The organism is Paracholeplasma manati (assembly GCF_025742995.1).
GTDB classification, from domain to species: Bacteria; Bacillota_I; Bacilli_A; order Acholeplasmatales; family UBA5453; genus Paracholeplasma; species Paracholeplasma manati.
Genome location: NZ_JAOVQM010000002.1, coordinates 243,788 through 269,656 on the forward strand (window position 1 = coordinate 243,788; position 25,869 = coordinate 269,656).

The window sequence follows — 25,869 nt, forward strand, 5'->3', positions numbered from 1 at the left end:
AACATATAACTATGTTATAATACCAATGTAAACGCTTTTATTTCGAAGGGAGAATTTTACATGAGTGATTTTAAAGTATTCGAGTACATGGAAAAACACAAGTACGAACAGGTAGTCTATTTCTATGATAGGACTACAGGCTTAAAGGGTATTACAGTGATTCATAATACCACATTGGGGCCAGCCCTTGGTGGCACTAGAATCTGGAATTATGAATCAGAAGACGCAGCAGTCATGGACTGCTTAAGACTCGCTAGAGGGATGACCTATAAGGCAGCAGCTGCAGGGTTGAACCTAGGCGGTGGTAAGACCGTATTAATTGGAGACGCAACCAAAGTCAAGAGCGAAGCGTATTTCAGAGCTTTAGGTCGATATGTTCAAGCCTTAAATGGTCGATATATCACCGCTGAAGACGTCAACACCAGCACGAAAGACATGAGCTATGTGCATATGGAAACCGATCATGTTGTTGGCCTTGAAGGTAAATCAGGGAACCCATCCCCAGTCACAGCTTTAGGTGCATTATATGGTATTAAGGCTTCACTCAAATACCGTTTTGGTAATGAAGACATTTCTAAGTACACTTTCGCAGTTCAAGGTGCAGGACAAACAGGTTATTATCTCATCAACCATTTAGTAGAATTGGGTGCTAAGAAAGTTTATTTCTCAGAAATCAACCCTAAGTACATTGAAAGAATGAAAAACGAACATCCAGAAGTGGAATTCGTGAACCCAGATCAAATCTATAGCATGGATGTAGACGTATTCTCTCCATGTGCATTAGGTGGCGTACTCAACAATCAAACTATCCCACAAATCAAAGCGAAAATCATTGCAGGTACAGCCAATAACGTATTATTAGATGAAGATATCCATGGACCAATGATCAAAGACAGAGGTATTTTATACGCACCTGACTTTGTGATCAATGCCGGTGGTTTAATCAACGTTTATGTAGAATTGATGAATTGGCCTCAAGAAAAAGCACTTGCGGATGTTAAATTGATTTATGATCGTCTATTGGAAATCTTTGAAATTTCTAAACAACAAGACATCCATACCCAATTGGCAGCCAAAGTGTTTGCGAAAAACAGAATTGAAACCATTAAAAACTTACACGATAACTATATACCCAAAAGATAAGGAGTGATTCTATTGGCTAAGTATCAACTGGATTTTAACAACGATGCTTGTAAAGGCTGTGAGCTATGTGTCAATAGCTGTCCAGTTAAAATCTTGGGTATGTCGAATACCCGAATGAATGCCTCAGGTTACGCACTCGTGGATGTCTTAGACATCGACAAATGCATCGGCTGCACGTTTTGTGCAGTCATCTGTCCGGACTCTGTCATCAAGGTGGTAAAGCACGATGCCTAAAAAACTCATTAAGGGTAATGAAGCGATTGCTTTATCCGCGATTAGTGCAGGGGTAGATGCTTATTTTGGGTATCCAATTACCCCACAAAACGAAGTGCCTGAATATTTATCAAAATACATGCCTGAACATGGTAAAGTCTTTGTTCAAGCAGAATCAGAAGTTGCTGCCATCAACATGGTTTATGGTGCAGCTGGCGCAGGTAAACGTGTCATGACGTCATCTTCATCGGTTGGGATTGCTTTAAAACAAGAAGGCATGTCCTATATTGCTGGTGCAGAACTACCGTGCTTGATTGTATCAGTCATGCGTGGTGGTCCTGGTTTAGGTGGTATTCAACCGTCTCAAGCCGATTACTACCAAGCTACCCGTGGTGGCGGTAATGGGGATTATCATACCGTGGTTATCGCACCAGAATCGATTCAAGAAACTGTCGATTATATCAAAGAAGGCTTTGATATCGCCGATATTTATCGAAACCCAGTCATGATATTGATCGATGGTCTCATCGGTCAAATGATGGAAGCGGTCGATATGGATAAAGAAGTACCCAAAAGAAAGCTCCCTGAAAAATCATGGGCAACAATTGGTACAGAACATCATCCAGGTAGAAACATTGTCAATTCGTTATATTTAGACGCACCAAGATTAGAAGAACACAATTTAAACTTAAAAGCGAAGTATGATGCCATCAGACAAAACGAAGTGAAAGTCGAAATGTTTAATATGGAGAATCCTGACTATGTAATAGTAGCTTATGGATCGGTTGCGAGAATTGCGAGAAGCTCGATTGAAATGCTCAAGGAAGTGGGTATTAATGTCGGAATGATTCGTCCAATTACCGTTTGGCCATTTCCTAAAAAAGCATTTGACCAAATTCCTGAGTCCTGCAAAGGTATTTTAGTCACTGAAATGTCTTTAGGACAAATGCTAGATGACGTTGAAATCGCGAATAAAGGAAGACATGAGATTGCCTTTTATGGGCGTACTGGCGGGATGGTTCCGGATCCAACTGAAATCAGAGATGCCATTATCAACTTTAAGAAATGGGTGATATCATGACTGTAAGATATGAAAAATCATTGGGTTTAACAGAACGCAAAACGCATTATTGTCCAGGGTGTACACATGGCATATTGCATAAAATTGTAGCGGAAGTTTTAGTCGAACTTGGCGTTTTAGGCAAGACTGTTGGTGTCGCTTCTGTTGGATGTTCAGTCTATTCATATGAATATTTTAATTGCGATATGCAACAAGCACCACATGGTCGTGCTTGCGCTACCGCGACAGGCATCAAACGTGTTTTACCAGACAATGTGGTATTTACCTATCAAGGCGATGGCGATCTCGCATCCATTGGGATTGCAGAAACGATTCACGCCGCGAACCGTGGTGAAAACATTACAGTTATTTTCGTGAATAACGCTACCTATGGTATGACGGGTGGTCAAATGGCTCCAACCAGCTTGGTCGGTCAAAAAACAACTACGTCACAACTCGGTAGAGATCCACATAACCAAGGTTATCCGATTAAAGTCACTGAAATGCTTTCCCATCTAGATGGTGTAGCGTATTTGGAAAGAGTGGCGTTAACGAGCCCTCAAAACGTTAAAAAAGTCAAAAATGCAGTGAAAAAAGCCTTTACTTTACAACTTGAAAAGAAAGGTTTTACGATGATCGAAGTTTTATCGACTTGCCCAGTCAACTGGGGTATGACACCGATCAACGCGATGAAGTGGGTTGAAGAACAAATGGTGCCAGTCTTCCCATTAGGTGTTTATAAGGATGTGACCAAACATGACTAAAACCATTCGTATCGCTGGATTTGGTGGTCAAGGGGTTATGTTATTAGGTCAAATTTTAGCCTACAGTGCTACACTCAAAGGGATGCACGCCATTTGGGTACCGACTTATGGTCCTGAAACCAGAGGTGGGACAGCCAACTGTATGGTGACCATTTCAGATACACCGATCTATTCACCTGTATTTAAAGACTCGGATGACCTCATCGTTTTAAATGAACCAAGTTATCAAAAGTTTAAACACACCGTTAAAAACGATGGGTTCATGCTTTATAACGAATCTTTGATTCATTTAGATGAACAACCTAAATACCAATCCAAAGGGGTCAAAGCCAATGATTTAGCCATTTCTATTGGTGAATCGAGAGCTATCAACTTTGTATTGCTAGGTGCTTATCTCAAACGAACCAACCTATTTGATGAACAAACCATCATCGAATCGTTAAAATATTTCTTTGGTTCAAAGAAAGAACACCTTATTGATGTCAATAAACAGGCATTCAATTTAGGTCAAGCGGCTTAAAAAAATAGGAAACAAACTGCACGCTATCATGTTATGATAAAAGCGTGCAGTTTTTACGTTAAGAGGTGGCTCCATGAAAAAAATGGTTTTAACAACCTTGATGTTGTTATTGTTTTTATTGGCTGGTTGTCAGTCTAAGCAAATTAAATCGTATACATTTAAACCGTATCTCACCACAGGTGATAAAACATCGTTACTATCCGAAGGCATTGACATCACATCGGGTGAAGCCAATCCTTCCATCTATAAAATCACGGTAGATACCAAAAAAAAATATCAAACCATCGATGGATTTGGGGCAGCGATGTCTGAATCCGCTGCGTATGTATTATCAAGTTTATCCGAAACCAAACGCAACGAAGTGATGACTGCGTTGTTTGGCGAAACAGGTATCGGTATTGATTTTGTTCGTATCCCGATGGGTGCGTCTGATTTCGCTTTGAATAACTATACCTATAATGACCTCACCAGTGGTACCGACATGACATTAGAACAGTTCTCCATCCAAAGAGACTTGCTCTATGTTGTTCCCCGCTTACAACAGGCCCTAGCCCTCAATCCGGACTTGAAACTCATGGGTTCTCCGTGGAGTGCCCCAGCTTGGATGAAATCCCCACAAAAACTCAATGGGGGTTCACTCAATCCAATCTATCACGCTGTTTATGCCGATTACTTTGTCAAATTCATTGAAGCGTATGACGCTGCAGGGTTACCGATCTACGCGGTTACCCCTCAAAATGAACCACTCCATGAAACCAGTGGTTACCCATCGATGATGATGACTGTGGCTCAACAAATCAATTTCATCAAAGTCTTAGGGCCAAAATTTGAAGAAAACAACATTGATACCAAAATCATTGGCTATGACCACAACTGGGACAATACCTATTATCCTCAAGCCTTATTGAATAATGAAGACATCGAACCGTATTTGGATGGCGTTGCGTTCCACTGTTATGCAGGTAATTACACTGCACAACAAGCCATCCAAACCAGTTACCCTGATCGTGGTATTTGGTTTACCGAATGTTCGGGTGGCCGTTGGGCAACCAATTTCGCATCCAACATCAGTTGGAACCTTGAAAATGTCTTTATGGGTTCATTAAATTACGGGGCTCGTTCTGTATTGTTATGGAATCTCGCTTTAGATGAACAAGATGGCCCTCAAAATGGGGGTTGTACCAACTGTAGAGGTGTGGTCACCGTGAATGATAATGATACCTATACATTAAATGAAGAATACTATATGATTGGTCATTTCTCTAAGTTTGTGGATAAGGATGCGAGCAGAATTGATGCGAAATCCACCTCACCAAACTTGATTACCAGTGCTTTTACCAACCCGGATGGATCGGTTGTGATTGTTGCACACAATAAAACCAACGCCGATATGCTCATCCAAGTCGATATCGACGGTCATACCTTCAATTACTTGATTAAACGCATGTCTACAGTCACATTTGATGGAACGGCTTTATATGAGTAACTACATCAAAGACATACGCGCCATCGTTGGAAACACCCCGATCAGAAGTGTATCCACAGGCATCATTGTTGAATATGACAATCAAATTCTCCTACAACACCGTAGCGATACTAACGATTATGGTACCCCAGGTGGGAATGTCGAACTCGATGAAAAAGTGATCGAGGCTGCGAGAAGAGAATTGTTTGAAGAAACGGGCATTCAGGTAAAAAACCTAGAACTCTTTGGCATTTATTCAGGCGAATCTCAAATAACCATCTATCCCAATGGGGATATCACCTATTACGTCGTCATCGTACTCTATACCAAATTATCTGAAAAACCAATCTTGATTAAAGATGAGGAGTCCCATGGACTTGACTTCTATGGTAAAAATCAATTACCAAAACCTCTCAAACCAACCGATATCGCTTGGATTGATGCTTGGGTGAAGGGCAATTTTGATATTAAAGTGGACTAAAAGTGTGTGAAAACACGCTTTTTTCTTTTGTTAATGGAAATGTCTTAAAAGTTCATAACTTTGACACAATGATTTGTATAATGAGAGGTAGAAAGCATAGGATGTTAGATGAATAAAAGTAAATTATGTTTTTCATATATACATTACTTTTGAAAAAGTCTATAATCATAACTAGAGGTGATCGATTTGGACAATATTGTCAGTATTAAAAATTTAACCAAATCCTATGGTCAAACCCAAGCGCTGAAAAATGTCAATTTAGACTTAACCAGCGGGAAGATCATTGGATTGCTCGGACCAAACGGGTCCGGCAAAACCACACTCATCAAAATCTTAACAGGCCTTTTACAACAGTATGAAGGCTCTGTAACCATTGATGGGAAATTATTAGGACCTGAGACTAAAGCCATAGTTTCGTATTTACCAGACCAATTGTATTTTGATTCATGGATGAAGATCAATGATTTGAAAAACTATTTTATGGACATGTATGAAGACTTTAGCCCTGTACGTTTCAACGAGTTGATTTATCAGTTTCAAATTCCGAGTCGGGATTTGATTCGTAAACTCTCCAAGGGTAATCAAGAAAAGCTTCAACTTGCCTTGGTGTTGTCTAGAGATGCGAAACTATACATCTTTGATGAACCGATTGGTGGGGTAGACCCAGCGTTGAGAGAAATCATTCTTGAAACCATCATGAATTATCGAAACTCAGACGCAACCATATTGTTATCCACCCATCAAATTTACGATGTCGAAGACCTGTTTGATGAAGTCATTTTCTTAAAACAAGGTGAAGTGATGTTACATCAAAACCTAGATGAATTAATTATGGAAAAGAATAAGTCCTTACTAGAAATCTTTAAGGAGGTATTTAGATATGCTCGCTAGATTGATGAAACACGAGATTTTATCTTCTTATCGTAAATTCTTACCGATTTATGCCGGGGTCATTTTAATGACACTCATCACGTCATTCAGTTATAACATCCAAAGCATTTCAGCGACACTAACATTTACCGGTTTGTTATTGACTTTGGTTGGGATTACGATGTTATTTACGTTTTATACCATCATCATTAACCTCGGTCAAAGGGTGTTTGGTAAACCTGGTTATTTATTATTTACAACCCCAGCGACTTCAATTGAAATCATGGTGTCCAAAGTCCTCATCAATATGATGTGGTTCTTGGTATCGATTTTGGTTAGTATCTTCGCAGCATCTTTATTTATCTTAAATGCTTTTCAACAAAACATATTCGATATTTTAGGTGAATTATTTGGATTGATGTCTAGATACCCCTATGAAACATTTACCATCATCACAGCTGGTATCATCTATGCGATCTATGTCATTGGCATGTTGTTCTTCTTATTCGCGTTACTTAACATGATTTATAAAGGTGAGAAGAAGATTTTGATTGGGATTTTGTTATACTTCGCAATCAGTCAAGCCACTTCCTTAGTCTCATCGATTTTCCTTGGGGCTTATATGTCGCTCTCAACAGCCGTCTTTGAAGATTTCAATTCTATTTGGGTGTTTGTCGGTATTTATTTTGTTTTATCGGTAGCCTTTTACATCATGACCTATTTCATCATTGACCGTAAACTCGAATTACAATAAAAAAACAAAAGTGTATGCATTTACGTTCTATCATGGTATACTGGGTTGTAACAAAAATATAAAAGCAATTTTTATGGGGTGTTACCAAACACCTCATATTTTTTTTGAAGAAAGTGAAACGACATGACATTTAGAGATTTAAACATTATTGACCCGATTTTAAAATCGATCGCGATTGCGGGATACAAAGAACCTACCCCGATTCAAACCGATGCGATTCCTGTGCTATTAAGCAAAAAAGACATCTTAGGGAGTGCGCAAACCGGCACCGGTAAAACCGCTGCGTTTGCGATACCCATCCTCCAAAACTTATATATCGAAAGACCCGATTCGAACCATCGCCACATCCGTGCGTTGATTTTGACCCCAACCAGAGAACTGGCGAGTCAAATCTATGAGAATTTCACCTTATACGCGAAATTCGTCAATCAAAGAAGCACTGTGATTTATGGTGGTGTCTCTCAAAAGAAACAAGAAGAAGCCTTGGCTAAAGGTGTCGATGTTTTAATCGCGACCCCAGGCAGACTGCTCGATTTGATGCATCAAGGGTTCATCTCCTTACAACACGTATCGTATTTGGTCTTAGATGAGGCTGACCGTATGCTTGATATGGGATTCATCAAAGATGTGAACAAGATCATTGAGTACGTACCAAAAGCACGTCAAACAATGTTGTTCTCAGCGACGATGCCGAAGGAAATTGAAACCTTATCCAAAACCATTTTAAATGACCCAGTGCGTGTATCGATCGTCCCAGTCAATCAAACGATTGATGTCATCGAACAATCGATTTACCACGTCAACAAAGGGAATAAAACGAAGCTTCTCGTGGATTTGATCACTTCCTACAAGATGAAGTCCGTCCTCGTTTTCATGCGAACCAAACACACCGCGAACAAATTGGTAACAGAACTCACCAAGGCGAATGTATCGGCCGAACCGATTCATGGAAATAAATCTCAAAGTGCCCGTGAACGCGCATTGCTCAACTTTAAAAAAGGCAAAACCCAAGTGTTGGTCGCGACCGACATCGCAGCCAGAGGGATTGACATTGAAGCACTAAGCTTTGTTGTCAACTATGATTTACCCGAAACCCCAGAAACGTATATCCACCGTATTGGTAGAACAGGTCGTGCTGGATTAGATGGTAAAGCCATTTCTTTGTGTGATCCAAAAGAACTCAGCTTATTGAAAGACATCGAAAAACACATTAAGATGACTATTAATGAAGTGGTTCATGTGTATCCTGTGTCTAAAGATATGTCGAATAATGCAGGTCAACCCAAGGCTAAAACATCTAAACCCAATCCACAACCAAAAACAAAAGCATTCAACCCATTAAAACCAAATTATGATTCAAAACCAAAAACCAAAATGAAAAAAGAACAATCTGAACAAAAGCCGGAGAAGAAAGATATGAACGGATTAAAAAACTTAGCCCCTAAAAGCAAGTTTGGACCGACCAAACCAGTCAATAACTATATGAAGGTCCAACAACCTAAGCGTAACCAAAACAACAAAAACAGAAGAGCAGTCAAATAAAGCATCGGAGCCAATAAGTGGCTCCGATTTATTTTTTTGAACGAATGCATGATTGACCATTTGTATGGATAAGTGTATAATTTTTGTATAATATGCACACTAGAATAAATATTAGATAAAAACATTGATAAATGAGGTTTAACATGAACGATTATGATTTATCAAGCATTCGAAGACACATCAAATACACTTATGCTTTTTTTCAATTACAACTCTTTTTAAGCGTTTGTTTAATCATCATATATGGATTACCTTTGTTCAACCCCTTCTTTATATTTTCACAATCCGTAGGGATTTTTATCATTACAATCACCAAATTATTGAAGCCAAACACGTTAATAAAAAGTCGTCTCACCTTTTGGAGTATCATACTGTTAACCCTGACATCCATAAGCACACTATCCTATTTGGAATATGGGGTCATCACCATTTCCTCTGCAAAACAGTTAGAAAGATTTTCATGGAATCCTAGTGGGACCTTTGAACTCACAAAAGATATCGAAATTAAATCCATGGATCCATATGCAGAAAATTGTTTAATCCGCCGTTTTGAAGGCACTTTAGACGGCAATAATCATCAAATTCAACATTTAAAGACCCCTTTGTTTTGTACAATCATTACCGGTGAAATTAAAAACTTGTATCTAGTGGATGTGGATATTGATCTACAAACCAATGGCGAGATTGGTGGATTAAGTAACTATAACAATGGTGTGATTGAAAATGTTCATGTGAGTGGGTCCATAAAACATGATGGATCGATTGGTGGTTTGGTGGGAAGAAGTTCTAAAATCATTCGTAGAAGTTCATTCAGCGGAACCATCTATGCACCAGAATCAGGTAATGTTGGTGGCATCACAGGATCGAATTCAGGCCTCATCGATCAATCCTATACGGAGGGCAGCATTACTGCTTACATGCATGTTGGCGGTATTGCAGGACATTCATTTCATGGGGTCATTCAAAACACATATAGCCATATGGATATCACTTGTCAAATGTATGTCGGTGGTATTGTCGGTAGTTCATCGGATACCGAGTTGAGCGGGTTGATTGTCCACGGGGACATTACAGGTGCTACATCCGTTGCAGTAATCACCCCTACATACCACGATTATGATTATGATGTGTTATTTACTGGACGTATCTATAGTGATACCTATGTGGTTGAAGAAAATGTTTTATATTATCAGAATCAATCTTTCACAGTGCCTTTAACCAATCAAATCCAGGATTCACAAATGGATACCGATTTTTGGACTCAAACCTTAGGATTAGACTTAACCATTTACCGAATCGACAATCTATACCCCAAACTCATCCATAACCAAGTATAAAATAAAGAATCGGAGCCAAACAGCGGCTCCGATTTTCATTATTCTAGTTCCAAATATTTCTTGGTTTCAATTTTCTTGGATTCTTTCGGGATTTGAATCTTCAAGACCCCTTTATCGAAGGATCCTTTCACGTCATCCATGTGAACATCGCCTACATAGAAACTACGTCTCATCACGCCATAATAACGTTCACGACGAATGAATTTGCCTTTAGGGTCGTCGTTATTGGTTTCATGCTTTCTTTCCGCTTCTACCAATAGATACCCTTCCTCTAGGCTCACTTTTACATCCTGCTTGTCAAAGCCAGGCATTTCGATGGCTAGTTCATAGCCATGGTCATTTTCTTTGATATCTGTTCTCATGGAGACATCATTACCAAATGGTGCGACTCTTAATTCATCGAACAAGCTATCAAAGAAGTCTCGGTCTTTTTTGAGTAAACTCAACATAAAACATCTCTCCTTTTTCTATTGTTCTTGAACTTATCTCCTAAGTTCACTTATATTATAATACGATAAATTGGCACTGTCAAGTATTGAGTGCCAAAAATGTGATAAAAAAAGAGACATAAAGTCTCTTAATTGTTTAAAACATCGATATTGATTCGACCATCTTTGATTTCGATGATTCTATCGGCTTTTTCTGCAATCTTTCTGTCATGCGTAATGATGATGAAAGTGGTTTTGTATTTGGCATTGATTTCTCTTAATAGCGTATATACTTGTTCTGTAGAATCGCTATCCAAATTACCGGTAGGTTCATCGGCTAAAATGATCTTCGGATTATTGATTAAACTTCTCGCAATCGCGACACGTTGTTGTTGACCACCAGACATGTTTTTGGCGAGATTGTTTTTAACTTTCTTCAACCCAACAAAGTCTAATAGTTCATTGGCACGGTCTAAAATCTCTGGTGTTATCTTTTGTTTCGAGATTTTATAAGGCATCAAGACGTTTTCTAATGCAGTAAACTCTGGTAACAAATAGTGGAATTGGAAGATGAATCCAATGTTTTGATTTCTCAAGAAGGAAATCTCATTGGCTTTCATCGATTTGGTATTTTGACCATTGATGAATATTTCACCATCGGTTGGGTTATCAAGTGTCCCTAGGATATTCATCAATGTGGATTTACCGGAACCACTTTGACCAATGATGGCGTTGAATGAGCCCTCGTAAAATTGTAAATCTACCCCAAACAAGACTTGGGTTTTGATTTTCTCACCGTATACTTTGGTGATGCCTTTGAGTTCCATCACAGTATTAAGCATTGCGGATCACCTCGATGACAGATAATTTAGAAGACTTGCGTGCAGGTACCAGTGCCGCAACCGTCGATACACCCACCGCGATTAAAGCGGATAACGCGATAAAACTGTATTCGATATTGAGCGGAATGACTGGGTCACCTGTCGTCGCGTCAATCGCGAAGGTTTGGAAGGATACCAATAGTCCAATCCCCAACAATACCCCGGTTAAAGCACCGAAGATACCCAAAATCAAACCTTGGAATAAGAAGATGAGGGAAGCGTCGCTGTTCTTGATCCCCATCGCTTTTAAAATACCAATTTGTTTGGACTTTTGTAAAACGATGATGGCGAGGATGGATGCGATCCCAAGTACCACGGAAATCAAGACGAACACTTGAATCATCAAAGAAGAAATGCTTTGTCCTTGTAAACCAGATAGTAAAGAGGCGTTATTTTCAATCCAGTTGGATGTGACATATTCAGAACCAATTTCATTTTGAACAGAAAGTGAAATCGCGTCGGCGTCAAAATACGCCGATTCACGCACTTGAGATTCAATTGATGAAACCACATCGCCTACTTGGAATAACGATTGTGTGGTTTCTAATGTCGAAACCGCCCACAACTCATTGACACTCTTAACTTCAAAGTCGAAGAAGCCAACCACGGTTAAGGTGGTGTTTCCTTTAAGCGGTACTTGAATGGTGATCGTGTCACCCACATTTAAATCGAATTCACTTTGGAAAAATAGTCCAAGAATGACTTCGTTGGTGGCGTTAGGTAATCTACCTTCAGTCAACTTATCGGATAATTTATAAATACCATCGGCTTGTTCTAAGTTAAATCCTCTAACAAGCACCGGTAAGGTTTCGGTGTTTTGTTCCAAAGACCCAGCCACATTGAAGTTACCAGCTGCCACCCTAATGCGAGAATCACTGTTTAAAATATCTTCAATCAAAGCGTCATAATCAGAGATGTAACCTTCATCCTCACGGGTAATGGTGATTTGAGAACTGTTACCAATGGTGGTGTCTACCAAACTTTTTTGAAGACCGGAAATCAACGCTCCAATGAATACTTGAACAGAGACCCCAACCCCAATCCCTAAAATAATGAATAAGGTTTGTAATTTACCCGATTTTAAAAATCGAGATGCGATTTGAAAAGCGAGTTTCATTAGTGATTGCCCCCTAACTTAAAGATGTCGTCTTTATGGGTTAAGTGATAATCATAGACCAAATGATCGAGTGCACCTGGTTTATTAAAGGCGTTACCACCCACAATGATTTTCACATTGGGGTATAAACCTTTGACTTGTTCGGTGATTTGTTTGGTCACTACCAAGTTGTAATAATTGGTTACGGAGATAGCTAAATAATCTGGTTTTAATGCTTTTACAGCTGAGATGATGTCATTCTTTGGTGTGTTCGCACCAATGTACTGTGCATCAAAGCCAGCGAGGGAGAAGTAGTTGGTGACGATGATGGCACCGACTTCATGGAACTCTTCACTCGGACATACCACAACCACTTTTTGGTTGTTCTTTTGAACCGATTTTTTAGCTTCAATTAAATAAGGGTATGTCGATTCAAGAATGGTTCTCACAATCGATGTTCTGACATGTTCCTTCCAAATACAAATCTCTTCATCTTCAAAAGTACACTCAAATTCATTTAATACGGGCCTTAAAAAGAAATCGTAGAGTTCATATAACTCAATCTTTTTTTCTTTAAGTAAGTTTTGGACATACAACATCGCTTCGTCTTTATTTTCTTCATTGACGAGCTTTAAAAATGCTGGATAATAGGGATTCATAGTCTCCTCCTGTAGCGTTACTTTATTATATTATAACAATTTTATAACTTTCGTGATATAGTGTAACACCAAATATTTCGAATTTCAACTAAAAAGCATTGTATACAATTTAATTTGACACAATCAAATAGAAACCAAGAAAAAAGAGGTTTTCACCTCTAATTTTTGGATGCGAGAATGGCTGTGATTGGAATGAGTAAGAACGCTATCCATGAGATATGGAACATATCCAAGAAATATCCCAAGGAATAGAAGATGATGACAGAAATGAATGGCATGAGGGCGATGATGTTCGCTCTACCAAATAAAGATACAGCCATCATCGGGATGAATAACACAAATTGCCAGCTCCATGCCCACGCGTTATAGAAATAACCAATCAATAAGAATAACGCGATCATACTGATGCTAAAACCGAGGAAGAATAATGTCTTACGTCTTTCTTGACCTTGGAGATTGCCAAAGGATATTGCGATATCCCCTCTTAAGAAACTATAGATGATCGCTGGGGTGAAGGACAACCAAGAGAGATTGAATCCATACATCTGACCGAAAACAACATACCCTGCGATGCCTAAAAGAATTAAAATGAAGAATACCCACGCATCCAGTTTTTTACCATGGGTGAAGTAACCTAAGACCGGAATCGATAAGAATGGTAACCATGCGTATTCCCAATAACCAGTTAAGAACCCAATCAACATCATCGCGATGACGGATATAAACGGTGCTAATGCGACGATACGATCACGTCTTGGAGAGTTGAATATAATGCCTAACATCGGAATCATCAAGAAGAACAACCAACCATATTGCCAACCATCAAAATAGAACCCACTGATGAAAAAGCAGATGGTTGCGATAAAAGGCGATACCGCGACGATTTTATTCCCTTGAGTACGTCTGACTTGTTTTTGTGTTAAGGTGTCTTTTAAGGCTTCAACCACTTCATGTGGGTCTCCTAACATCGCTTCAATAGCCGCTTCAGATTTACCTGAAGCCAACCCATCTTCATACATTTCTTCATAATCTTTGAGAATGTCTTTGATATCTGCGTAATTGTTGGTGTATTTATTTAATGCTTCTTTAAGTGATACTAGATAATCTGCTTTCATCGTTGTTCCTCCATGATTTTCATTACCCCAGACAAGAATGAACTCCATTCATCCTGGTATTGTTTTAACGCATCTTTACCCGCTTGGGTAGTCACATAATATTTACGCGGTGCACCATATGGGGTTTCTTCCATTTGAATGTCGAAATACCCAGAAGTGGTCAGTCGTCTTAAAATGGGATAAACGGTATTTTCTGAGACATCGATAATTCTCGATAAGGTATCAATCACTTCATACCCATACATCTTTTTATCATTGATGAGTTTCAAAATACACATTTCAAGGATCCCTTTTTTGAATTGAGAATTCATACATACCCCCTACTGTGTCTTGCACAATACCAGTATACAACAGTACTGTGCGAAACACAATACCCAAAATAAAAAAAATAAAAGACACAGATTCAGGAGGTCTGTGCCTTTGTTATATAACCACACTAAACGGGGGGGGTGTGAGTTATAAGCTTGGTTGATCGACCATACGAATGGCCGTGTTGATCCAGGTGAGAATGGACATCGATAACCCAACAGTAATCCACATGAATGCACCTGTGGAAATGCCAGAAGGATAATAGTCAATGACTTGAACCATCATGCTACTATAATCGATGGAAAGGATACAAGTGAATAAGGCCAATCCAAGGAATAATAAAGAGAATAAGCTGTCTAGACCCAAATGGATCCACTTATTTTTGATCAAGACATGTTTCGCTCCAAACATTAGGATCAAAACAAATAAACCAATCGGCGGGATCAAAATCCAATAACTACCATGAATATTGAAAGCTGGATTGATGATACTAAATCCTTTGACCACATCCCAAATGTAAGCATCGATTCGGTATTTGGTATAGAGGACAGGTTGGGTAACACTAAGCAATAATACCATCAATAAAACAGGTATTAAAATGAAGAAAGTCTTCTTCAAGTATTTGGGTTTTCTAAAAAGTATTTCAAAACCAAATCCAATCAAAATCGCTGGAATGGTAACAAATCCTGAAAAAGCATGCATGCTTCTTTCTGTGTAAGTGAAGAATAACACAATGAATGTCAATGTGATGATGATGTTTCTTAAATAACTGAAGAAGCGTTCGTTGTATCTTTGTTCTGTCTTGACTTCATAAATCATCATGAACGCAGAACCTATCCAGGTTATTAAGAAGAATGCAGAAGAGTAATCGAAATATTCTATAAACTGTCCTGGTTGATCGAATGGAACGGTTCGATCATGAGCAACGCTGGTCAGGATTAACCCAATCGACAACACCATTGAAATCAATAGACCAATGGCACCCTTTTTATCCACTATAGCTAAATACACATTGGGTAATAATATCACAATAGGTATGAAGAACATCAATCGATCCATCGTGCTCCATACGAAATCATAAATCATAATACCAAAGAAGATGAATATGAATAAGAACATACCTGCCATGATTGTTCGATAAATGTTCTGATTATGAACGATGCTTTCATGTTTGTAAGTCACCGATTTATAGATTTTTAAAACTACCATCGATATCGGTATCGATAACATGAGCGTCACCGCACTTGACCATAGGAAACTTAGAAAATCCAAATAGTCTTCATTAAGGATATAAATCATGCCATAACCCATTTCTTCAACGATATATTTTAGAACAAATTGAGGTAATAAGATTGCGATAGAAGAAATCAGTGTGATGATTTGAAGTTTAGATTGTCGATAAATGGTAAACTTATCCAAATCATTAAATACGGATGAACGGATGTATTGGTATTTACCATATTGATAGACCACAAATCCGATGAACCAACCAATCGATAAAGGAATCAAACTAACAAATTTATCTTCCTTCAAATAAATCAAACCAATTCCAATCAACAAACCAAATAATATAAATGCGAGTGACACACGCGACATCATTTCAAATAATGAAACGACTTTGATAGAGGTTGTTTCACATTCTATGGATTGATCACCACTGAGTAACTCATCTACAGACACACCCAATGTGTATGCGAGTTTGGGGAGAATGGTGACTTCTGGATAGCCTTCACCTGTCTCCCATCGCGATATCGCCTTATCTGTGACTTGTAAGATTTCTGCGAGTTCGCTTTGAGTCATTTTCTTTTCTTTACGTTTTTTGGAAATAAACTGCCCGGTTGTTTTTGTATTCATTAGGCTCACCTCAATCATAGGATATAATAATCATTAAAAAAGCACTACCCACGGATAATAGAATCTATCTATGCATCGTGGACAAACCTATTTTACCTTAATATAGAAAAAAATAAAACCACTAAAAAATAGTGGTTTTTCGCATATTTAAGCCTTTTTACTAATTAACGTATGGACGATCTTCTTTTTGTTCATCCAAAATAACTTCTTTTTTCTGTTGAACTTCTTTTTGTTTTTCTTTACCTTGATTGAGCTCTAATTGGAACTGACGATATTTCTTATAACCACCAAATCCATCGACACCTAGGTATGCTGCACCGATTAAGGAGACAATGAGTAAGAAGATACCAACGGTTTCATAAGAGAAATCAGGTGTTACAGCGATATAGGTACCCAATGTGATGGCGAGAATATGAATCCAGAATTTAGGAATTTCTGTTTTTTCACCTAAGAACACGACAGAGTTTAAGAAGACCAACGCTCTTGCATAGAAGAAGAATGCGAGTGAATAACGGTAGACTTCTTTCCAAAGTTCACTGTTATCCATTTGACCTGTAGCAGCGACATAAATGAGTACGCCACCAATGATGGTATCAAAAATGATTTCTATCAAGTTGATGGTTCTTAGAATTTCTTTTTTGAGGGTTTTCAATAAAGGCACCACTCTAAACAATGAGAAGATCACAATGACCACACCGGTGATTAAATAGACAACCTCATTGGCAAATACCATATAGATGCCTACCCCAAGTAGGATGGCAGCAAGTACAAATTTTAATACCCAACCATAACCATATTTCATGTAATAAATCCTCCTCTAGTTTCTCTCATTATAGTTCATTCAAGGTCTTTTATCAACGACATTAGAATGGGTTTTGAAATGATTTAAATAAAATAAAGCTTAACCAATCAATTCCGACAGTTTTTTAATTGGTACACGAATATCGAACATTCGATTATCGTATATAAAAGATAAATCCTCTTCAATCTTGATTAACGGGTGTTGTTTCTTTAAATATAGACCAATCTCATACAAACTGTATTTGTGGTTGCTGTTGAGTAAGTAGATATCAGGTGGTAAATTGAGGACAACCGCGTAAATCGACTGAGCCGTATCTTCTAAAAATGAAGCGGATGGGTAAAAACGAGATGACAACTTGCAGACCCCTTCACTCTTCATTTTTTCATGGATGTAGTGAAGCATTTGGTTGTTATGTTCATCATAACCGATTTGCCAACCCAACCTTAAAATATAGGATTTTGGATTGATGGCTAAACAAGCGTCCTCACATTGTTTTTTATAAGTTCCATAATCGTCATTGGGGATGACAGGGTCAGAGACAACAAATGGGCCTTTTTGTTGGTTACCATAAACAGAAACGGTAGAAGTATAGACAAACGTGATATCAAGCATTCGGGAAATGCGTGCTAAAGACTCTGCCCATGAGACAGGTCCTAGTGCACAATGAATGATGACTCTGGGGTCTTGTGTTTCAATGAACTTTAAGATCGCATCTTCATTGTCTATATTGGTTTTTGTGCGGTCAAATGAAACCACTTCGTACCCTTTGGATTTATATACTTTCGCAATCCAAGGTGCAACAGTCCCATTCATACCTGTGATGATGACTTTCATACAATCACCCCTCTGTTTATATTATATCGAAAAAAAACAAAAAGAAAAAAGCGAACAGTACGTTCGCCTTAGGATTAAAGCCTTTATTCAAAGTGGATTTCGTCTGATGGATTTGTTTTTTGTTGATAAACGTCGTGCTTATAATATTGTTTATACACAAACACCATGAGCAATAATGCGAAGTGTAGTCCGATGAAAGCCATGAAGATGTTGTACAGTGTGAAGGAATAATTACCTTTAGGCAGCTCATTAAATAATAAAACCAGCGCTACCATGTTATAAATGACACTCAAAATGCTAGAGATCATCACGATGATAGATCCACTGCGTTTCAAAATTAGAGCCAAACCAACCAAACTAACCAGAATCAAAATGATTGGAATAAATGTGTAGACCCATTGGTACCAAAATATATCTAGATTCCAGAAAAAGAGTTGTGAAAGGGAAGTTGCACTCAGAAACAAACTGTATACTTGAATGACAATAAACATTGTTAATATATAGGATTTTCTCTCTGATAAAAGGGCCAATGCTAATCCAAGTGTCACCAAGAAACCGAAGAAGTGACGTGACATGTTGATGAATGTCCAATAGGCATTTGTGTAGTTGGATATCGCATTCCAAAATAATACCACACTCATGATTTTTAAAACCAAATGAATAAATCCACCATATTTTTGCCACACTTGGAGCATAGTATACCTCTTTCTTTACCATAAAAGACTAATAATATTAATTATTTATTTTATCGATGGTTGTTAGCCCTATTATAATCAATTATTTATGATTTTACAATAAGAAAAAGGTTAACCCATTCAATTTGGATTAACCTTCATAGCTTTATTCTTTAGGTTGTTCTGGTTCAGCAGGTGCTTCTGGTTCACTGTTCGGTGCTTCAACCGCTTTTGGCAATTTGACTTTCTTAACCGGTTTTTCTTCAACGATCACTTCAGGTTCTAAGGATACTTTTGATCCCGAGATTTCCTTAAAGAACATCATATCCACAATCATGATTTCAGCGAATATGAGCGGTAGGATGATTGTATAGCCTAAGGACAAAATCATACCGATAAATGGTACCAATCTCGCGAATATCGCGATGATCAAGCTAAGCACCATTGGAACGACTGCGCCAAGTAATCTCAACATGAATAAGTTTAATTTATTGCCATTCATCATCTCAAATGAAGACTTGAACGCTTCAGAAGTGGTGATGTCTGGATGCATTGTAATGATATAAAATAACGGTGCAAGCGCGAATGCGAAGATCACACCAGGAATGACAAATAGTACATACCCAGCACCGATGACCGCGATTTGTAATAACGATGCAATCAACAATCTGAGATATCTGTCAGCGGTCATATCTACACCGCGTAGCGTTTCAAACAAATCGGCTTCCCCTTTTTCAAGAAACGCTTTAAAAAATGAAACAGATGCGATCAATGCGATGGGTGTAAGGACAGGAATGACGAGTGAAATCAATAGAATCACTGAAAATAACAATAGCTTCACCAAATTCATGAAGCCCTTTTTAAATACGAGCTTATAAGCATCGATATGGTACTGAATGTAACGCATAAATCCCCTTTCTCCCATAGAGGGAAACGCCTTTACAACAACGTTTTACTTTTCAAGGTCATTATACCGCCCTCATGGCGTTATTTCAACCTAAAATCGTCAAAAAATGAATATTTATTTCAATCGGTTGTGCTAAAATAAATATGGACTAAAACGATGCGAAGCTGTATCACACTGAAAATAAAGTGTTTCATCATGCAACCAAACGTTGCGTGACAAATGTAACCAAGCGGTTTACAATGGGGTTGTTGGTGTAGATTTATATCCAACCAAGGAGTGATATATTATGAAAATTATCAAAGTCGAAAATTTAAAGAAAGAGTTCATCATATATGAAAAAGAACCTGGATTGAAAGGGGTCATTAAAAGCTTTTATAATGCTAAGAAAATCGTCAAAAAAGCCGTAGATGATGTTTCATTTACCATCCAACAAGGGGAAATTGTGGGTTATATCGGACCCAATGGGGCTGGTAAATCCACCACCATCAAAATGCTAACAGGTATTTTAACACCGACCTCCGGTGAAGTCAGAGTCGATGGCATCATCCCTTATCAAAAAAGAACCGTGAATGCGAAAAAGATTGGGGTTGTTTTTGGACAACGTACCCAACTGTGGTGGGACTTGCCATTGATTGAATCATTTACTGTCTTAAAAGAAATCTATCAGATCAGTGATGCCGATTATAAAGAACGATTGGCTTATTTTAGCGCGCTCTTTGGGTTAGATGAGTTCATCAAACAACCGGTGCGTCAATTATCTTTAGGTCAACGCATGAAAGCCGACATCGTCGCTTCATTGTTACATAACCCTAAATTATTATTCTTAGATGAACCCACCATTGGACTCGATGTCATTGCGAAAGAAAACATCCGTAAGACATTAAAAGAAATCCATGAAAAGTATCAAACCACCATCATTTTAACGACCCATGACTTAGCAGATATCGAAGAGTTGTGTGACCGTATCATGATGATTGACCAAGGTAAGATCATCTATGATGGCAGCTTAGAAACCATTAAGGCAAAGTTTGGTTCAAAGAAAATCGTTTGTTTTACGCTCAAGAATGATTCAGAGATAGACTTGGGTGTATTTGAAACCTTAAAGAAGAAGGATCCCGATTTAACGGTGTCCCTCGAAAACAAAGCACTCACAGTGATATTCAACAAATTAAAGATCAATGTGGGTGACATCATTGGACCTGTATTAAAACAAACCGAAGTACTTGACATCGATATTTCCGATGACCATCTCGAAAATATCATTAAGGCGATTTATAAAAACGGTCTATGAGATCGAAAATCAAAAAGTATTTACCGTTCTTTAGAACGAGTGTCATGAACATGTTCATCTATCGGGGTACGATTATCTTATGGCTTTTATTAGACGTATTCCAATTCTTTATGATGGTCTTTTTATGGATGAGCGTGTATGAGTACAACCAATCGATTCAAGGGTTTACCTTACATGAAATGTTGTTGTATTATTTGGTAACCAACTTACTCTATGTATTTTCTGATACCGAAGCCATGTACATCATGAGTGAAGAAATCAGAGAGGGTAGAATCAGTATGATGTTAATCAAGCCCATCTCATATAAAGCGAGACTCTATTCAGAAGTCTTTGGTCGCGTGATTGGGATATTCTCATTGACATTACCAATCGTGACCATCACAGCGGCTGTATTGCTTTGGGCATTCAACATCCCATTCGCTGTGACTGGATTACAGGTGTTACTCGCTGTGTTATTTGTCCCACTCATATTTATGTTGATGTTTGAGTTTGCGTATTTCTTTGGCACGATTTCGATCCATACCACCAATGTGTTTGGATTAGCCATATTGATGAATGTGGTGATTCGAATCGTATCTGGACAGTTGATTCCTTTGGCATTATACCCAAAAGCCATTTTGACTGTGATTTCATATTTACCGTTTAAATACATCAGTTATCCAACCCTCGTGATGTTGGGGAAATTATCCACCACAGATGCACTACAGGGGTTACTCATCTTAGCCATTTGGGTTGGCATATTCAATCTCTTTAGTAATCTCATCTTTAAGTTATCTTTAAAGAAGATAGTGGTCTTTGGAGGTTAATATGAAATATCTTAAAATCTATAGCATATTCTTTAAACAATATTTAAAAGGATTGATGGAATATCGTGTCGACTTTTTGATCGGTATGGTGGGGTTCTTATTTACCCAAGGGGCTGGTTTGTTATTCCTCTATATCATCTTTCAAAACATCACCGCACTTGCCGGATTCTCACTCAATCAGATTTTATTGATGTATGGGCTATCGCTGATTCCAAAAGGGATAGACCATCTGTTCTTCGACAACATTTGGCTCTTACCAAGGTATGTCAGACAAGGTGGAATGGACCGCTATATGTTGCGTCCAATCAATGCGTTGTATGTGTTTTTAATTGAACGCTTTCAACCGGATGCGTTCGGCGAAATCATTTTAGGGACATTTTTAGTCATTACCACATTGACCAACCTGAGTATCCCTTTTGATCCCGTGCAATTGATCGTGATATTCATCACGTTGTTCATCGGCATTTTCATCTTTACCGGGTTGAAACTGGCGACCGCATCCACTTCATTTTGGTTGAAAAACAGTTATCCACTCATTCAAGTCACCTATAACTTAAGTGATTTCATGAAATATCCAATCACGATTTTTCCAAAGGTCATGCAAGTGATTCTAACGTATGTGATTCCCTATGCATTGGTATCGTATTACCCAGCGATGTATCTATTTGGAGAAGTCAGTTTGATTCAACTCACCCTATACCTCGTACTGGTGACCCTATTCGTGATTGGATTGGGTTTATGGGTTTGGCATAAAGGCTTAAAACATTACGAATCGACAGGCAGCTAAAAAAAATGATTCCACGAAAACTGGAATCATTTTTTCTTGATTATTCTTTGTTTGAAACGACGATTTGTGGGAATGGAATTTCAATGTTGTTCGCATTGAGGATTTCTTTAATGAGTTTTCTCATTCCACGTTCAACTGCGTAATGTTGTTCATTTTCTGTTTTTACAATCGCCCTTAAAGTGACTTGAGAAGCATCCAAATTGGTCACACCGACGACGGTTGGGTCCTCAACCACTTGAGGGAATAAGGTTTTTAATACAATCAATTCTTTATTCAATAGTTCGATCACCGCTTGTACATTTTCTTCATAAGCAATACCAAAGTCGACAATCGCGATGGATGGGTTTCGAGAGTAATTAATCATGTTGGTGATTTCGCCATTAGCGAGTATCATCACATCACCCTTCCAGTTTTTAATCCTTGTGGTTTTTAAACCAATGTCGGATACTTGACCTTTAAACCCTTTCACTTCAACCGTATCACCCACATCGAAATGTTGTTCAAAGATGATGAAGAAACCAGCGATTAAATCATTGATGAATTTTTGAGCACCTAGACCAATGACCAATCCCATGATGCCTAAACCAGCTAAGGCAGGTACCACGTTCACACCCCAAATGGCTAGGATGATTAATATAGATAATATCCCTACTGTATAACGAATGATGCTTAAAGTGACTTTCGCAATCGTCTTTTTACGCTTTTGTAAAGGGGTGGCTTTGACACCGACCTTCTTTAAGGCGATTTTCGCAATCTTAACGATCATCATCGATAAGAAGAAAACCAATATGCTCGCAATCATACGTCCTAATGACGCTTCAATATAGGCAAGTGTGCCATCTTGGATGTCTTGAATCAGGGTTGAATAGTCAAATGACCATAACCATAAAATGAATAATAAACCACCGGTCATTAACAAGAATGAAGCGATGTAAATGACGATGATGGTGAATTTACTCAACCGTTCTTCGTATTTTTTGATGAGCTTGTTTTCAAAGATGAAAAAAACAATTAGAATGGCGAGGATGCCAATGGTGAATCCTGCATTGACCCACGCGGATTGTGATAAAAATGGTAGTAACATAACAATCATCCTTTCTATAAATACTATAACATAAGTGTATAATCAAAACCACGTTTACCACCTTAATTAATATTTCGAATTCGAAGCAAATGATTTGAAATCGAAATAACTATGTGTTACAATTCAAATCAAACGGAGGTTATTATGATATGAAAGATTTAAACATTGGCATCATTACTGGTTCAACCAGAGAAGGTAGAGTTTCACCACAAGTGGCACAATGGGTGTTAGACTATGCAAATCAAAAAGAACAGGCTAATTTCGAAGTCATCGATATTAAAGACTATAAATTACCATTCTTAGGTGAAGGATTCAACGATGGGGTTGTCCAATTTCAAAACAAATTAAAACAAATGGATGGATTCATTTTTGTGGTTGCAGAATATAATCACTCCATTACAGGCGCGCTCAAGAATGCATTAGATTGGGCTAGAGAAGAATGGAACAACAAATCCGCAGGCATTGTATCTTACGGTTCTGTTGGTGGTGCTAGAGCCGCTGAACACTTAAGAGGCATTTTAGGTGAATTGATGGTAGCGGATGTGAGAAGTCACGTCTTGTTATCGCTATTTACCGATTTTGATGGACAAACCTTTAAACCACAAGCTTTACACCAAACCAATTTGGACGCGTTATTAGATCAAGTGGTGCTTTGGGGTACTGCATTAAAGACTATTCGTAAGTAAAAGACTACCATTAGGTAGTTTTTTTTCTATTTACTAGGAAAGTTCATCTTTAATTGTTCTATTTTCTAACAATTGATTTGTGACTTTTATAAAATTTTCTAGATTATTTCGTTTAAAACACCCTCTTTCACTACTTTATATATAATTAAATATACGTATAAAATATATATTTTATCGACTATTTGTGGTATAATTTAGGTAAGAAAGGAGGACATCAATAATGCCTTATAAAGCCCTTAAAACAAGACTCTATCTTAATCCAAATCAACATCAGTTTCTATTATCATTAATGCGTGCTTCGAGAAGTCTATATAATCAAGCCCTTTATAATGTGAGACAACATTTTATAAAAACCAATGGCTACTTATCCTATAACGATAATTACCAATTACTTAAAGACAGTGAACATTATCGTTACTTAAGTACGACTCAAGGTCAAATGGTCATTCGTAAGGTCGATGAAGCGATGAAAGGATTCTTTGGATCTTTGAAGTCTAAGGTTAAACAAACCATTAGACTACCTAGATACTTAAAGAAAGATACCTATTATCCCATCTACGACAGAATGGTCTATAAACCAAATAGTGAAATCTATACCTTACCCAGAAGTAACTTCATTAAGAAAGTATCGAAAGCATTAGAACTGGATTCAAAACAGATTCATAAACATACCTTTGAGTTAAATGAAGTCGATTCACTATCCTTAGACATACCAACACCAACGTGTATCCAAAACAAACCAATCAAAGAAATCACCATCAAGTCCTATTATGATGGCCAGTACATCGAAGTGATTTATGTCTATATAGATGAAACCCTTAAAATAGAAACCAAAGATTATACAGAAACGATGGGTATTGATTTTGGGTATAACAACTTAGCGTTTTGTTCAGTCACGAATAATGAGCATTTATTGATTGATGGAAAGAGATTAAAGAGTATGAACCAGTTTTATCATAAGCGAATCGCGAAACTAGCGAGTATTAGACCCAATCAAAAGGTCTTAACCAAACAGATGATTCGTCTAATGGATAAACGTAACCATCAAATGGATTATGGGATCTATAAAGCAGCTAAACTCATTGTTGAGTTCGCCGTTAAACAACAAGTCAAAGAGATTATCATAGGTTATAATGACACCTTTAAAGATGAAAGACTATCCGATACCTATAATCAGTGGACTAAAAGTATACCCATCGCTAGACTAAGAGATCGAATCATCTATCTAGCAGAACAAATAGGTATCGAAACCAAAGTGATCAATGAAGCGTACACATCCAAAGCTTCATATCTGGACCAAGATGATTTCGTAAAAGGTGATTTCTCTGGAGTTAGAATTAAAAGAGGTCTATATAAAAGTCAAAAAGGCATCTTGATCAACGCAGATCAAAATGCCTCATTAAATATGATTCGAAAAGGTAATCCCAATGCCTTATGGATAGGGAATAAGGGTGTGAACACACCTAAGCGTACATACCTATTTGATATGTAGTCGCTTTAAATAAGA

The 25,869-nt window shown here is 37.9% G+C and carries 28 protein-coding genes; 16 read left to right on the top strand and 12 right to left on the bottom strand.

The window, feature by feature from the left end; genetic code table 11:
* The first annotated feature begins 60 nt into the window (after positions 1–60).
* The 11 genes from N7548_RS03255 (at position 61) to N7548_RS03305 (ending at position 10,149) form a co-directional block, all read left to right on the top strand.
* The gene (locus tag N7548_RS03255) at positions 61–1,143 is read left to right on the top strand and encodes a Glu/Leu/Phe/Val family dehydrogenase (RefSeq protein ID WP_263607993.1); all 1,083 of its coding nucleotides are present in this window, start codon (positions 61–63) and stop codon (positions 1,141–1,143) included.
* A gap of 3 nt (positions 1,144–1,146) precedes the next feature.
* Entirely contained in the window at positions 1,147–1,377 is a 231-nt protein-coding gene (locus tag N7548_RS03260; RefSeq protein ID WP_373425170.1) for a 4Fe-4S binding protein, read from the top strand.
* A complete protein-coding gene (locus tag N7548_RS03265; protein WP_263607995.1) occupies positions 1,370–2,437 on the top strand; it encodes a 3-methyl-2-oxobutanoate dehydrogenase subunit VorB in 1,068 nt (355 codons plus the stop codon). Before N7548_RS03260 ends, N7548_RS03265 begins: the two co-directional genes overlap by 8 nt.
* A complete protein-coding gene (locus tag N7548_RS03270; protein ID WP_263607996.1) occupies positions 2,434–3,180 on the top strand; it encodes a thiamine pyrophosphate-dependent enzyme in 747 nt (248 codons plus the stop codon). Before N7548_RS03265 ends, N7548_RS03270 begins: the two co-directional genes overlap by 4 nt.
* Positions 3,173–3,700: a 2-oxoacid:ferredoxin oxidoreductase subunit gamma family protein gene (locus N7548_RS03275; protein WP_263607997.1), complete on the top strand. Its 528-nt coding sequence runs from the start codon at positions 3,173–3,175 to the stop codon at positions 3,698–3,700. The genes N7548_RS03270 and N7548_RS03275 overlap by 8 nt, the downstream gene beginning before the upstream one ends.
* 73 nt (positions 3,701–3,773) lie before the next feature.
* On the top strand, positions 3,774–5,186 hold the full coding sequence (locus N7548_RS03280; RefSeq protein WP_263607998.1) for a glycoside hydrolase family 30 protein: 1,413 nt from the start codon (positions 3,774–3,776) through the stop codon (positions 5,184–5,186).
* Positions 5,179–5,646, top strand: coding sequence for an NUDIX domain-containing protein (locus N7548_RS03285; protein WP_263607999.1), 468 nt, complete (start codon positions 5,179–5,181; stop codon positions 5,644–5,646). The genes N7548_RS03280 and N7548_RS03285 overlap by 8 nt, the downstream gene beginning before the upstream one ends.
* Positions 5,647–5,832: 186 nt before the next feature.
* On the top strand, positions 5,833–6,537 hold the full coding sequence (locus N7548_RS03290) for an ABC transporter ATP-binding protein (protein ID WP_263608000.1): 705 nt from the start codon (positions 5,833–5,835) through the stop codon (positions 6,535–6,537).
* On the top strand, positions 6,527–7,270 hold the full coding sequence (locus N7548_RS03295; protein WP_263608001.1) for a hypothetical protein: 744 nt from the start codon (positions 6,527–6,529) through the stop codon (positions 7,268–7,270). The genes N7548_RS03290 and N7548_RS03295 overlap by 11 nt, the downstream gene beginning before the upstream one ends.
* A 123-nt stretch (positions 7,271–7,393) precedes the next feature.
* Positions 7,394–8,812: a DEAD/DEAH box helicase gene (locus N7548_RS03300; protein ID WP_263608002.1), complete on the top strand. Its 1,419-nt coding sequence runs from the start codon at positions 7,394–7,396 to the stop codon at positions 8,810–8,812.
* Positions 8,813–8,955: 143 nt separating this feature from the next.
* On the top strand, positions 8,956–10,149 hold the full coding sequence (locus tag N7548_RS03305) for a ZmpA/ZmpB/ZmpC family metallo-endopeptidase-related protein (protein ID WP_263608003.1): 1,194 nt from the start codon (positions 8,956–8,958) through the stop codon (positions 10,147–10,149).
* 38 nt (positions 10,150–10,187) lie between these two features.
* Here N7548_RS03305 and N7548_RS03310 read toward each other — a convergent pair whose 3' ends face one another.
* From N7548_RS03310 to N7548_RS03360, 11 genes are all read right to left on the bottom strand, one after another.
* A complete protein-coding gene (locus N7548_RS03310; RefSeq protein WP_263608004.1) occupies positions 10,188–10,598 on the bottom strand; it encodes an Hsp20/alpha crystallin family protein in 411 nt (136 codons plus the stop codon).
* A 128-nt stretch (positions 10,599–10,726) separates the two neighbouring features.
* On the bottom strand, positions 10,727–11,419 hold the full coding sequence (locus N7548_RS03315; RefSeq protein ID WP_263608005.1) for an ABC transporter ATP-binding protein: 693 nt from the start codon (positions 11,417–11,419) through the stop codon (positions 10,727–10,729).
* Positions 11,412–12,575: an ABC transporter permease gene (locus tag N7548_RS03320; protein ID WP_263608006.1), complete on the bottom strand. Its 1,164-nt coding sequence runs from the start codon at positions 12,573–12,575 to the stop codon at positions 11,412–11,414. Before N7548_RS03320 ends, N7548_RS03315 begins: the two co-directional genes overlap by 8 nt.
* A complete protein-coding gene (locus tag N7548_RS03325; RefSeq protein WP_263608007.1) occupies positions 12,575–13,213 on the bottom strand; it encodes a cobalamin B12-binding domain-containing protein in 639 nt (212 codons plus the stop codon). Before N7548_RS03325 ends, N7548_RS03320 begins: the two co-directional genes overlap by 1 nt.
* Before the next feature lie 158 nt (positions 13,214–13,371).
* Positions 13,372–14,328, bottom strand: a complete 957-nt coding sequence (locus N7548_RS03330; protein WP_263608008.1) for an HAAS signaling domain-containing protein — start codon at positions 14,326–14,328, stop codon at positions 13,372–13,374.
* Positions 14,325–14,639, bottom strand: a complete 315-nt coding sequence (locus N7548_RS03335; protein WP_263608009.1) for a PadR family transcriptional regulator — start codon at positions 14,637–14,639, stop codon at positions 14,325–14,327. The genes N7548_RS03330 and N7548_RS03335 overlap by 4 nt, the downstream gene beginning before the upstream one ends.
* 145 nt (positions 14,640–14,784) lie before the next feature.
* Entirely contained in the window at positions 14,785–16,491 is a 1,707-nt protein-coding gene (locus N7548_RS03340) for a helix-turn-helix domain-containing protein (protein ID WP_263608010.1), read from the bottom strand.
* Between the two features lie 160 nt (positions 16,492–16,651).
* A complete protein-coding gene (locus N7548_RS03345; RefSeq protein ID WP_263608011.1) occupies positions 16,652–17,293 on the bottom strand; it encodes a hypothetical protein in 642 nt (213 codons plus the stop codon).
* 99 nt (positions 17,294–17,392) lie between these two features.
* On the bottom strand, positions 17,393–18,127 hold the full coding sequence (locus tag N7548_RS03350; protein ID WP_263608012.1) for a sugar nucleotide-binding protein: 735 nt from the start codon (positions 18,125–18,127) through the stop codon (positions 17,393–17,395).
* Between the two features lie 83 nt (positions 18,128–18,210).
* Entirely contained in the window at positions 18,211–18,822 is a 612-nt protein-coding gene (locus tag N7548_RS03355) for a hypothetical protein (protein ID WP_263608013.1), read from the bottom strand.
* Between the two features lie 145 nt (positions 18,823–18,967).
* Positions 18,968–19,708, bottom strand: coding sequence for a DUF975 family protein (locus tag N7548_RS03360; protein WP_263608014.1), 741 nt, complete (start codon positions 19,706–19,708; stop codon positions 18,968–18,970).
* Between the two features lie 292 nt (positions 19,709–20,000).
* Between N7548_RS03360 and N7548_RS03365 the strand changes: the two genes are divergently transcribed.
* From N7548_RS03365 to N7548_RS03375, 3 genes are read left to right on the top strand one after another with little or no spacing between them, the layout of a single operon-like run.
* Positions 20,001–20,999 carry an ABC transporter ATP-binding protein gene (locus tag N7548_RS03365; RefSeq protein WP_373425172.1) on the top strand — a complete coding sequence of 333 codons (999 nt, stop codon included), beginning with the start codon at positions 20,001–20,003 and terminating at the stop codon, positions 20,997–20,999.
* A gap of 50 nt (positions 21,000–21,049) precedes the next feature.
* On the top strand, positions 21,050–21,805 hold the full coding sequence (locus N7548_RS03370) for an ABC transporter permease (protein ID WP_263608016.1): 756 nt from the start codon (positions 21,050–21,052) through the stop codon (positions 21,803–21,805).
* Position 21,806: 1 nt separating this feature from the next.
* Positions 21,807–22,592 (top strand): ABC transporter permease, encoded by a 786-nt coding sequence (locus tag N7548_RS03375; protein ID WP_263608017.1) that lies wholly within the window; start codon positions 21,807–21,809, stop codon positions 22,590–22,592.
* A 40-nt stretch (positions 22,593–22,632) separates the two neighbouring features.
* On the opposite strand, the gene N7548_RS03380 is transcribed toward N7548_RS03375, so the two are convergent.
* Positions 22,633–23,676 (bottom strand): mechanosensitive ion channel family protein, encoded by a 1,044-nt coding sequence (locus N7548_RS03380; protein ID WP_263608018.1) that lies wholly within the window; start codon positions 23,674–23,676, stop codon positions 22,633–22,635.
* A 149-nt stretch (positions 23,677–23,825) separates the two neighbouring features.
* Here N7548_RS03380 and N7548_RS03385 point away from each other — a divergent pair, with 149 nt between their 5' ends.
* Positions 23,826–24,362, top strand: coding sequence for an NADPH-dependent FMN reductase (locus tag N7548_RS03385; RefSeq protein WP_263608019.1), 537 nt, complete (start codon positions 23,826–23,828; stop codon positions 24,360–24,362).
* Between the two features lie 220 nt (positions 24,363–24,582).
* The gene (locus N7548_RS03390; protein WP_263608020.1) at positions 24,583–25,854 is read left to right on the top strand and encodes an RNA-guided endonuclease InsQ/TnpB family protein; all 1,272 of its coding nucleotides are present in this window, start codon (positions 24,583–24,585) and stop codon (positions 25,852–25,854) included.
* The last annotated feature ends 15 nt before the right edge of the window (positions 25,855–25,869 follow it).